Origin of the sequence: Nocardioides panzhihuensis, from assembly GCF_013408335.1 — a bacterium.
Classification (GTDB): domain Bacteria; phylum Actinomycetota; class Actinomycetes; order Propionibacteriales; family Nocardioidaceae; genus Nocardioides; species Nocardioides panzhihuensis.
This window is the reverse complement of the sequence record NZ_JACBZR010000001.1, coordinates 5,064,158-5,074,349: the sequence shown is the minus strand read 5'-3', so window position 1 is coordinate 5,074,349 and position 10,192 is coordinate 5,064,158. Positions and strand designations below refer to the sequence as shown.

The window sequence follows — 10,192 nt, the reverse complement described above, 5'->3', positions numbered from 1 at the left end:
ACGCAGCCGTCACCGGAGCGAGGGGGTCTCGTGCGTCGCTGGGTGCGCCGGTCCTTGTGGGACGTGGTTCCGCGTGACCACCGTCAGAGTGACGCTGCTCTGCGTCGCCGTCAGCTGGTCACGGTCGCCTTCGTGGTGCTCGGCGCGATGGTGCTCGGTGTCTCGCTGCGGATCGAGCCGGGCAGCTTCTGGTTCTACCCGGCGACCTTCGCCCTGGCCGGGGTGTGGGCGATCGGCGCATTCGCCTCCGGGCCGCTGCATCTGGGACGAATCGGTGCCTGGCAGCAGGACGGGGAGGGCGAGCGCCGGCTCGTACGCCCCGTGCTGTCGCCGATCCTGCTCGGCCTGGGGCTGGCGGGTGTCTTCGTGGTCGGCGGCCTGGTCGTGCGAGAGATCGCCTGGCTGGACCGGCAGGTGCGTTCGGTGGTCGACTTCGCCGACCAGGGTTCGCTCCCGATCCTGATCGTGGTGACGGCTGTCAACGGTGTGGCGGAGGAGCTGTTCTTCCGCGGCGCGGTCTATGCGGCCCTGCCCCGCCACCCCGTCGCCTGGACGTCGGTCGCCTACGTGATCGCCACGTTGGCGACCGGCAACGTGATGCTGGCCTTCGCTGCCATCCTGCTCGGGGTCGTGGTCGGGTTCGAGCGGCGCGCGTCCGGCGGCGTCCTCGCCCCGATCCTCACGCACTGCGCGTGGTCGCTGTCGATGCTGCTGGCGCTGCCGTTGCTCTTCGGCTGAGGGAGCCGTACGCGGCGAGCGTGGTCGCTCAGACCTTCTTCCCGTCGGCCAGCCGCTCGGCCAGCGCTCGGCGTACAGCCTCGCGATACGGCAGCGGCTCGCCGGGCACGACATCGAGGATGCGCCGGTCCTGCACGACGACCTCCGTGGTCATCGAGTCGATCAGGTTGCGCCCGGTCGTCAGGTCGACGTCGGTCACCAGCGCCAGCCAGTACGACGACAGCCGGGGTGTCAGCACCGGCACGGGGACGACCGGGATCGATCGGCCGTTGGCCAGCTCGGAGGCGACGGCCAGCATGTCGAGGTACGTCATGGCCTCGGGGCCGCCGATCTCGAAGGTCTCGCCGATCGCGTCCGGGTTGTCGATGACACCTGCCAGATAGCGGATCACGTCGTCGACGGCGATGGGCTGTGTCCGTGTGGCCGTCCATTTCGGCACCACCATGGCCGGGAGGTTCTTGACCAGCTGCCGGGTCAGCTCCCAGGAGATCCCGCCGTGGCCTACGACGATCGCCGCCCGCAGCGTCGTGACGGGGACGCCGGCCTCACCGAGCAGGGATTCGACCTCGCGTCGGGAACGCAGGTGGGGCGACAGGTCGCCGTCGTCGCCGAGCCCGCCGAGATAGACGATCTGGCGTACTCCGGCCCGGGCTGCGGCAGCACCGAAAGAGCGTGCTGCCCGCGCATCGCGATCCTCGAAGTCGTCGTGATCGAGCGAGTGCACCAGATAGACCGCGACATCGACTCCTTCGAGCGCGGTCGCCAGGGAGGAGGGGTCGCCCACGTCGGCCCCCACCGGTTCGCCGGGGCCGTCGTAGTCGTCCGGACGCCTGGTCATCGCGAGCACCCTGGTGCCGCCTTCGGTCAGCTCCGCGACCAGTCGTCGACCGATGAACCCGGTCGCGCCGGTGACGAGCACGGTGGTCTCCATGGGTCGAGCGTACGGGCGCACCTCCCTGTCCTGCGTCAGGCCGAGCCCGACGAGTCGACCGGCCGACAGTCGTGCCCGCAGCCGTCGTCGGCGACCGGCTCCGAGGCGTGCGATGCCGGTCGATGAAGTACGGCGCCAGTCGGCGTCACGAGGACGTCGGAGCCCTCGACACGACCGGTCCCGTCGATGATCAGCGCGTGGTCGCGCGGCGTGAGCGGGGCGTACGTGAGGGTGAGCACCGGGTTGGAGGCGAGGTTCGCACGGGTGCCGCCTCCGGGATCGGAGACGCGCAGGGACGAGCCCTCCACGACCGGGTCCACGACCACGACCTTGATCCGCTCGCCGGCGGTGGTCAGCAGAAACCCGCTGCCGAACCGCTCGAGGGTGGCAGCGAGATCAGGCAGGGCGACCGGGATGCTCATGCTCAACACCATAGTCCCGACGACGACGGCGGTCTGCCCGTGGCGTACGTCACGTCCGACCAGTATTAGAGCGACGCTCTGTTACGGTCGGTGCCAGCCAGTCCCGCTAGAAGCGGGTCGTAGACAAAGGAGCAGCACCATGGTCACCATCTCCCACTACGGACCGGTTTGGACGCTCGATCTCGGCGCCGACGAGAACCGCTTCTCGCCCGACTGGCTCGAGGCCGTCGGGGAGGCTCTCAACCAGATCGAGTCGACGACCGAGCCGGCCGTGCTGGTCACGACCGGCGGCGGCAAGTTCTACTCGAACGGACTCGACCTCGAATGGCTCGGGCAGAACCTCGATCAGCACGACAGCTACGTCGCGCGGGTCGAGGCGCTCTTCGCGCGCGTCCTCACCCTGCCCGTGCCGACGGTCGCTGCAGTCAACGGGCACGCGTTCGGTGCCGGCGCGATGTTGGCGATGGCGCACGACTACCGGGTGATGCGCGAGGACCGCGGCTACTTCTGCTTCCCCGAGGTGGACATCCACATCCCCTTTACACCGGGCATGAACGCCCTGGTCACCAGCAAGCTGACGCCGCGCACCGCGCTCGACGCGATGGCGACCGGGCGGCGCTACGGCGGGGGAGATGCCGAGGCCGTGGGTCTGGTCGACGCCTCCGCCTCGGCCGAGAAGCTGGTCGAGACCGCTGCCGGGCTCGTACGTGACCTGGCAGGCAAGGACCGTGCCACGCTCGGCACGATCAAGGCCAGGATGTTCGCCGACGTCGTCGCGGCGCTCCGCTCCGGCAACGCCGAGCCGGCCTGAGCTGCCGAGCCGACGATGGGACGTCCCCGCCGGCACGACCTCGATGACCTCCTCGGGCACGCCCGGAACCTCTGGATCGAGCGGGGCGCCGACGGCCTGACGATCCGGGCCCTCAGCTCGGCGTCAGGTGCATCCAACGGTGCGGTCTATCACGCGTTCAGGTCCCGAGCCGGCCTGCTGGCGGGCGTCTGGGCCCAGGAGGCCGGCCGTTTCCTCGTCTTCCAGCGGGAACGAGTGCGCGAGGCGATGCTCGACGGCGAAGCGACCTCGGCGCTCGTCGCGGCGGCGCTCGCGCCGGCGACGTACGCCACGGACAACGCCGATGGTGCTCGCCTCCTGCTCGCGGTCACCGCGGACGACCTGCTGGGAGCTGACCCCGGCGAGCCGGCACGCACCCAGCTGATCGACCTCCAGAAGGAGCTCGGCACGCTCCTCGTCGACCTCGCCTCCGCGCTGTGGGATCGGCGGGACCGCGCGGCGGTCGAGGTCGTACGCCACTGTGTGGTCACGTTGCCCGGAGCGCTGCTGCTCCAGGCCGAGAGCATCGCCGACCCCCTGGCCGCGCACTCGCTCGAGCACGCGGTCCGTGGGATCGCAACGGCCGTGCCCCCGGCCTCAGGCGTCTGACTCCTCCGGGTCCCGCGGCGGCAGGTCGAGGCGCTCTAGCCGGGCGCCGTCCGTCAGGGAGGCGACCCTTGTCATGCGACCGTTCTCGACCGTGCAGGCCATCAGGGTCAACGGGGCGCCGGACGGGCTCCAAGCAAGAATTCCGGGCTGGCCGCCGACGAGGACACGGCGGGCGGTGACCCCCGAGTCCCTTCCGCGTGCGAGCGCCCTGAGGAGGTCCTTGCGTCCTCGAGTCACCGTCACGTCGCGGCTGCCGTGCAGTTCCCAGCGAAGATCAGGATCGAGGACCTCCAGCAGCCCGTCGAAGTCGCCGTCCCGGGCGGCGGCGAGGAACGCGTCCACCACTCGGCGCTGCTCGTGCCGGCCGCTGGTGGGCCTGGGGGCACCTTGCACCTTCCGGCGGGCGCGGCTTGCGGCCATCTTCGCGGCATCGGCCGACTTGTCGATGATCTGGCCGATCTCGCCGAACGGCACGGCGAACATGTCATGCAGCACGAAGGCGAGTCGCTCCTCGGGACGGAGCGACCCGAGCACGACCATGAGTGCCAGTCCCAGTGCATCCGCCTGGATCGCGAGGTCCTCGGGGCTCTGGGACGCATCGGCGTCGTCCGGTGTGACGATCGGGTCTCGGAACTGCTCCTCGTAGGAGACCTCGCCCTTGGTCGTACGCGACCGGATCGCATCGATGCTGAGCCTGCCGACCACCGTCGTGAGCCACCCGCCCAGGTTCTCGATGGAGCCGGGCTCCTGGCGGGCGAGCCGCAGCCATGCCTCCTGAACGACGTCCTGGGCGTCAGCCGTGCTTCCGAGCACTCGGGTCGCGATCGCCAGCAGCCGGGCCCGATATGCCTCGAACTCCTCGCTCAGATCCGTCTGGTCGGTCATCGGTTACCTCTTCTCGTCCTTGGCCGTCATTCCCATGACGAGCCCGACCGGACCGTCGTAACAAGACCCAAGGAGAACACTGTGAACATCGTTCTGTGGATCGTCGCCGGGCTTCTTGCCGCGGCCTTCACCGCCGGAGGCACCAGTCTGTTGCTGATGTCGAGGGAGCGGTACCGCGCTCTCGGAGACAGCCAGCGCTGGATCGACGATTTCGGCGACGGCCACCTCAAGTTCATCGGGACGGTCAAGATCATCGGCTGTCTTGGCCTGATCCTGCCAGGGGCTCTGGGCATCGCTCCGGTCCTGACGCCGCTCGCGGCCTGCGGGATGGTGATGTTCACGACCGGCGCCGCCACCACGCGCTTCCGGCGCAGCGAGTGGAAGCTGCTCGGCCCGGATCTCCTGTACCTGAGCCTGTTCGCCTTCGTCGCCTGGGGCCGGTTCGACCTGCAGCCCTTCTAGACCCGCGGTCTATCGGTGCGGGCCAGCGAGAAGCACGGCGCAAAACATTGACAGTTATCGATATAAGGTGCAGAGTCTCGTATCGACAGACATCAATATGGCCTCAGGAGCATCACATGTCACGCATCCAGCTCGCGCTCAACGTCGACGACCTCGAGAAGTCGGTCGCGTTCTACTCGACCCTGTTCGGCGTCGAACCGGCCAAGACCAAGCCCGGCTACGCCAACTTCATCGTCGCCGAGCCGCCCCTGAAGCTGGTCCTCGTCGAGAACCCCGATCAGGGCGGCACCATCAACCATCTCGGCGTCGAGGTCGCCGACACCGACACGGTCGACGCCGAGCAGACCCGGCTGCACGCCGCCGGGTTCGCGTCGGTCGACGAGCGGGGAACCACCTGCTGCTACGCCAAGCAGGACAAGTTCTGGGTCGAGAACGCCCCCAACGGCGAGCGGTGGGAGGTCTACACCGTGCTCGCCGACAGCGACACCCCCACCGCGGTCGAGCCGGAGCCCGCGGCCGCGGCCGCGGGCTGCTGCTGAGCAGCGGTCGCCGGCCGGGCGACCCCCGTCGGGCCAGGCCGTGAGGCTCTGGTCCGGCGGGATCTGTGTATCCGGCGACTCCGGGGCCTCGGTCGCCTGACGACCGCTGTGGCGCCTACGGGAGGATGGGGCCGTGACCCATCCCGACTCCGCGTACCGCTCGGACTGCTCCAGCTGCGCCGGCCTGTGCTGCGTCGCGCTCTCCTTCAGCCGCTCGGCGGATTTTCCGGAGGACAAGGCGGCCGGCGACCCGTGCCGTCACCTCGGCACCGACTTCGGGTGCGGGATCCACGACCGGCTGCGCGATCGCGGGTATGCCGGGTGCACGGTCTTCGAGTGCGCCGGCGCCGGTCAGCAGGTCACTCAGGTGACCTTCGGCGGCACCGACTGGCGTACGGAGCCCGATCTGCGGCAGAGCATGTTCGACGTCTTCGGGGTGGTGCGGCAGCTGCACGAGATGCTGGCCCTGCTCGAGGAGGCCGGGTGGCGTGGCAGCTCGACCGAGCTCGCCGAGGTGACCGAACGGGTCTCCACGGCGGCGGGTGGCACCGCCGACCAGGTGCTCGCCATCGACGTCCCCGCGCTCCGTACGGTCGTCGGGGACGCGCTTCGGCAGGTGAGTGCGGAGGTACGCCGCCCCGCGGGCGCTGCGCTGAGCGGTGCCGATCTCGTCGGCCGCGACCTGCGTCGGCGGGACCTGCGCCGTGCCGACCTACGGGGTGCGCTGCTGATGGCCGCGGACCTGCGCGGCGCCGACCTGACCGATGCCGACCTGCTCGGCGCCGATCTCCGTGACGCCGCTGCCGCGGGCGCGGATCTCTCCCAGGCCCTCTTTCTCGGCCAGTCGCAGGTAAACGCCCTGCGTGGCGACGTGACCACTCGGCTCCCCGACGGTCTCGCCCGACCGGCGCACTGGACGTAGGCCGGATCCCGGACGGGAGTGGGCGAAAGTAGCAGCCCGGACCCGGATCCGGCTGCCACTCTCGCCCACTCGTGACGGATCAGCCCAGCGTGGCGGTGTCGATCACGAACCGGTAGCGAACGTCAGAGGCCAGGACTCGGGCGTACGCCTCGTTGATCTGGTCCGCCGAGATCACCTCGATCTCGGAGCCGATGCCGTGCTCGGCGCAGAAGTCGAGCATCTCCTGGGTCAGCGCGATGCCACCGATCATCGACCCTGCGAAGTTGCGCCGGTTGGTGATCAGCGAGAACACGTTGACGCTCAGCGGCTCCGCGGGTGCGCCGACGTTGACCATCGTGCCGTCCACGGCGAGCAGGCCGAGGTAGGCGTCGAGGTCGATCTTCGCGCTGACGGTGTTCACGATCAGGTCGAACGAGCTGGCCAGCTGCTCGAAGGTCGCCGGGTCGGAGGTCGCGTAATAGTGGTCCGCGCCCAGACGAAGACCGTCCTCCTGCTTCTTCAACGACTGCGAGAGCACGGTGACCTCGGCGCCCATCGCGTGAGCGATCTGGACGCCCATGTGGCCCAGCCCGCCGAGCCCGACGATCGCGACCTTCTTGCCCGGGCCGGCGCCCCACTTCTTCAGGGGCGCGTACGTCGTGATGCCGGCGCACAGCAGCGGCGTCGCGGCCGCGGCGTCCATGCCCTCGGGCACCTTCAGTGCGAAGTGGGCGTCGACGACCACGTGGGTCGAGTAACCGCCCTGGGTGAACGAACCGTCGCGGTCCTTCGCGGCGTACGTCCCGACCCCGCCGCCGGGCGTCGAGCAGTGCTGCTCGTCGCCGTTGCGGCAGTTGTCGCACTCGCGGCACGAGTTCACGAAGCAGCCGACGCCGACGCGGTCGCCGATCTTGTGGCGGGTGACGGAGGAGCCGACCTCGGTGACGCGGCCGACGATCTCGTGGCCAGGTACGACCGGGAACGGCTGCGGGCCCCAGTCGCCGTTGACGGTGTGGATGTCGGAGTGGCAGATGCCGGCGTACTCGATCGCGATGAGGACGTCGTTGGCGCCGACCTCGCGGCGCTCGATGGTGGTGGGGGCCAGCGGCTCGCCGGCGGAAGGTGCTGCGTACGCGTTGACGCGCATGGATGTTCTCCTGGTTCGGGGTGAGCGGTGGGTCACTGGCTCTCGCGGCTGCGGATCCGGTCGGCCAGTGTGTGTGCCTGCGCGCCGATCTCCTCGGCGCGTGCCTGATCGCCTGCCGCCATGGCGCGCCAGTAGTCGGTCTTGAGGCCGACGTAGGTCCGCCGCAGCTCGAGGTGCTCGGCCTCCCTGGCGAGGCGCGCCGCGTGGTCGGAGAGCATGTCGATCTGCTCGTTCGCCCCATCGCTGCCGAGACGGCTGTTGGCGACGTACGCTCGCATGTCATCGATCGACAGCCCGATCGCGGCCAGGCAGGCGACGCCGGTCAGCTGGTCCAGGTCGGTCTCGTCGTAGACCCGATGGCCGCTGCTGGCGCCGCGACTGACCGGCTGGATCAGTCCGATCGTCTCGTAGTAGCGCAAGGTGCTGGCCGGCAAGCCGGTCAGCGTCGCCACCTCACGGATCGAATACGTCCGAGAGCTCGTCGTTGCAGTCACACCAATGACGCTAAGAACTTCAAGTACTTGAAGTCAAAGAGATGATTTGTCGACTTGTGCATTTGTCTTGGCGGGCACCCGCTGGCCGGGCGTAGATTGCGATCATGACCCTTCGTGCGCACGCCGGCGTCGACAGCTATCTCGACGGCCTGCCCGGCTGGCAGCGCGACATCTGCCGTGAGCTGCGAGAGATCATCCACGACGCCGACCCCGAGATCGAGGAGACGATCAAGCGGACGGTGCAGCCCTACTTCGTGCTGCAGGGCAACGTGTGTGCCCTCCTCGCCACCAAGGACCACATCAACCTGTTCCTCTACGACCCGACCGTCCCCGACCCCGCCGGGATCATCAACCAGGGTCACGGCAACGCCACCGGGCGGGCCATCCAGATCTACCGCGACGACCCGATCGACCGTCCGGCGCTGACCGAGCTGCTGCGCGCGATCGTGGCCAACAATCGCGCCGGTGGCTGGCGACGCCTGCAGAAGGGCTGACCGCGTTTAGCAGGCTCGCGGAGCAGTCGGCGAGGCCGACCGTTTCCCGCCCCTGCCGGGTTCGATCAGGCCAAGCGGAAAGAGTTTGAAACTTCCGCTTGACCTTGACCCAGCGTCAACCCTCGACGCTGTTCGACATGAACCCGACACCAGCAATCCAGATCGCCGGACTGACCAAGTCCTACGGCGACGTACACGTCCTCAAGGGCGTCGACCTGAGCGTCGAGAAGGGGAGCATCTTCGCCCTCCTCGGCTCCAACGGCGCCGGCAAGACCACGGCCGTGAAGATCCTGACGACGCTCCTGAAGGCGGATGACGGCACGGCGACGGTCAACGCCTTCGACGTCAAGACACAGACCGACGACGTACGCGGCTCGATCAGCCTCACCGGGCAGTTCGCTGCGGTCGACGAGATCCTGACCGGCCGCGAGAACCTCATCCTGATCGCCAAGCTGCGCCGTCAGAAGAACCCGGGTGCGATCGCCGACGAGCTCCTCGCCCGGTTCTCGCTCACCGAGGCCGGCAACCGCAAGGTCGCGACGTACTCCGGTGGCATGCGCCGCCGGGTCGACATCGCGATGAGTCTCATCGGCAACCCGTCGGTGATCTTCCTCGACGAGCCGACCACCGGCCTCGACCCGGAGGCCCGGCTCGAGGTCTGGCAGACGGTCAAGGAGCTCGCTGACAGCGGTACGACGGTCCTGCTCACCACCCAGTACCTCGAAGAGGCCGAGCAGCTCGCCGACCGGATCGGAATCCTCCACGAGGGCCGCATCATCGCGAACGGAACCCTCGCCGACCTCAAGGCGATGTTCCCGCCCGCGAAGAAGGAGTACGTCGAGAAGCAGCCGTCCCTCGAGGAGATCTTCCTCGCCATCACCAGCAAGACCGCCACCCCCGCCGGCACCACCCCCGCCGGCGCCACCACCACCGTGAAGGAGTCATGATGACTACCCGAGCTTCTGGCCGATTCTTCGGCGACACCGCCATCCTGACCGCCCGCTCCCTGCGACACATCGGCCGCAGCCCCGACACCATCGTCACCACCGCGATCACACCGGTCGCCATGATGCTCATGTTCGTGTACGTCTTCGGCGGCGCGATCGACACCGGCTCCCACGAGAGCTACGTCAGCTATCAGCTACCCGGCATCCTGTTGATCACCATCGCCTCGGGCATCGCCTACACCGCGTACCGTCTCTTCCAGGACAAGAACGGCGGTATGTTCGACCGGTTCCAGTCGATGCCGATCGCCAGGTCCGCGGTCTTGTGGGGTCACGTGCTGACCTCGGTCGTCGCGAACATGATCTCGCTGGTCGTGGTGGTGCTCGTCGCCCTGCTGATGGGCTTCCGCACCGGCGCGAGCGTGCTCGACTGGCTCGCGGTCATCGGCATCCTGGCCCTGTTCACCCTCGCGCTGACCTGGCTCGCGGTGATTCCAGGGCTGACGGCCGGCACGGTCGAGGGAGCCAGCGCGTTCTCGTACCCGCTGATCTTCCTGCCCTTCCTCAGTTCGGCGTTCGTCCCGACCGACACCATGCCCGGCCCGGTGCAGGCCTTCGCCGAGCACCAGCCGGTCACCTCGATCGTCGACACCATCCGGGCGATCTTCGCCGGCCAGGACCCGGGCAACGAGCTGTGGATCGCGCTGGCCTGGTGCGTCGGCATCCTGATCGTCGCGTACGTCCTGGCCACCGCTGCCTACCGCCGCAAGTTCGCCTGACGGACCGGCAGCAGCACG

The 10,192-nt window shown here is 68.8% G+C and carries 14 protein-coding genes; 9 read left to right on the top strand and 5 right to left on the bottom strand.

Annotated features, from left to right (window positions below):
- Positions 1-30: 30 nt before the first annotated feature.
- A complete protein-coding gene (locus BJ988_RS24075; protein ID WP_179660387.1) occupies positions 31-738 on the top strand; it encodes a CPBP family glutamic-type intramembrane protease in 708 nt (235 codons plus the stop codon).
- A gap of 28 nt (positions 739-766) precedes the next feature.
- Here the strand turns inward: BJ988_RS24075 and BJ988_RS24070 are convergent, their stop codons facing one another.
- The gene (locus BJ988_RS24070; protein ID WP_179660386.1) at positions 767-1,669 is read right to left on the bottom strand and encodes an NAD(P)H-binding protein; all 903 of its coding nucleotides are present in this window, start codon (positions 1,667-1,669) and stop codon (positions 767-769) included.
- 35 nt (positions 1,670-1,704) lie between these two features.
- Positions 1,705-2,091 (bottom strand): pyridoxamine 5'-phosphate oxidase, encoded by a 387-nt coding sequence (locus BJ988_RS24065; protein WP_179660385.1) that lies wholly within the window; start codon positions 2,089-2,091, stop codon positions 1,705-1,707.
- Between the two features lie 139 nt (positions 2,092-2,230).
- On the opposite strand from BJ988_RS24065, the gene BJ988_RS24060 reads away from it, so the two are divergent.
- Together BJ988_RS24060 and BJ988_RS24055 are read left to right on the top strand one after the other, a co-directional pair.
- Positions 2,231-2,902, top strand: coding sequence for an enoyl-CoA hydratase-related protein (locus tag BJ988_RS24060; protein WP_179660384.1), 672 nt, complete (start codon positions 2,231-2,233; stop codon positions 2,900-2,902).
- Positions 2,903-2,917: 15 nt separating this feature from the next.
- On the top strand, positions 2,918-3,529 hold the full coding sequence (locus tag BJ988_RS24055) for a TetR/AcrR family transcriptional regulator (RefSeq protein WP_179660383.1): 612 nt from the start codon (positions 2,918-2,920) through the stop codon (positions 3,527-3,529).
- Here the strand turns inward: BJ988_RS24055 and BJ988_RS24050 are convergent.
- The gene (locus tag BJ988_RS24050; RefSeq protein ID WP_179660382.1) at positions 3,518-4,414 is read right to left on the bottom strand and encodes a sigma-70 family RNA polymerase sigma factor; all 897 of its coding nucleotides are present in this window, start codon (positions 4,412-4,414) and stop codon (positions 3,518-3,520) included. The two genes, BJ988_RS24055 and BJ988_RS24050, sit on opposite strands and share 12 nt — an antisense overlap.
- Before the next feature lie 81 nt (positions 4,415-4,495).
- On the opposite strand from BJ988_RS24050, the gene BJ988_RS24045 reads away from it, so the two are divergent.
- The 3 genes from BJ988_RS24045 to BJ988_RS24035 all read left to right on the top strand — a co-directional run bounded on the left by BJ988_RS24045 (position 4,496) and on the right by BJ988_RS24035 (position 6,337).
- Positions 4,496-4,876 carry a DoxX family protein gene (locus tag BJ988_RS24045; protein ID WP_179660381.1) on the top strand — a complete coding sequence of 127 codons (381 nt, stop codon included), beginning with the start codon at positions 4,496-4,498 and terminating at the stop codon, positions 4,874-4,876.
- A 116-nt stretch (positions 4,877-4,992) separates the two neighbouring features.
- Positions 4,993-5,415, top strand: a complete 423-nt coding sequence (locus BJ988_RS24040) for an ArsI/CadI family heavy metal resistance metalloenzyme (protein WP_179660380.1) — start codon at positions 4,993-4,995, stop codon at positions 5,413-5,415.
- 133 nt (positions 5,416-5,548) lie between these two features.
- Positions 5,549-6,337, top strand: coding sequence for a pentapeptide repeat-containing protein (locus BJ988_RS24035; RefSeq protein WP_179660379.1), 789 nt, complete (start codon positions 5,549-5,551; stop codon positions 6,335-6,337).
- 79 nt (positions 6,338-6,416) lie between these two features.
- Here BJ988_RS24035 and BJ988_RS24030 read toward each other — a convergent pair whose 3' ends face one another.
- On the bottom strand, positions 6,417-7,463 hold the full coding sequence (locus BJ988_RS24030; RefSeq protein WP_179660378.1) for an NAD(P)-dependent alcohol dehydrogenase: 1,047 nt from the start codon (positions 7,461-7,463) through the stop codon (positions 6,417-6,419).
- A gap of 32 nt (positions 7,464-7,495) precedes the next feature.
- Positions 7,496-7,957: a MerR family transcriptional regulator gene (locus tag BJ988_RS24025; protein WP_179660377.1), complete on the bottom strand. Its 462-nt coding sequence runs from the start codon at positions 7,955-7,957 to the stop codon at positions 7,496-7,498.
- Between the two features lie 104 nt (positions 7,958-8,061).
- Here BJ988_RS24025 and BJ988_RS24020 point away from each other — a divergent pair, with 104 nt between their 5' ends.
- The 3 genes from BJ988_RS24020 to BJ988_RS24010 all read left to right on the top strand — a co-directional run bounded on the left by BJ988_RS24020 (position 8,062) and on the right by BJ988_RS24010 (position 10,174).
- Positions 8,062-8,451, top strand: coding sequence for a DUF1801 domain-containing protein (locus BJ988_RS24020; protein WP_179660376.1), 390 nt, complete (start codon positions 8,062-8,064; stop codon positions 8,449-8,451).
- Between the two features lie 137 nt (positions 8,452-8,588).
- The gene (locus tag BJ988_RS24015) at positions 8,589-9,398 is read left to right on the top strand and encodes an ABC transporter ATP-binding protein (RefSeq protein ID WP_179660375.1); all 810 of its coding nucleotides are present in this window, start codon (positions 8,589-8,591) and stop codon (positions 9,396-9,398) included.
- Positions 9,398-10,174, top strand: coding sequence for an ABC transporter permease (locus tag BJ988_RS24010; protein ID WP_179660374.1), 777 nt, complete (start codon positions 9,398-9,400; stop codon positions 10,172-10,174). The genes BJ988_RS24015 and BJ988_RS24010 overlap by 1 nt, the downstream gene beginning before the upstream one ends.
- Positions 10,175-10,192: the final 18 nt, after the last annotated feature.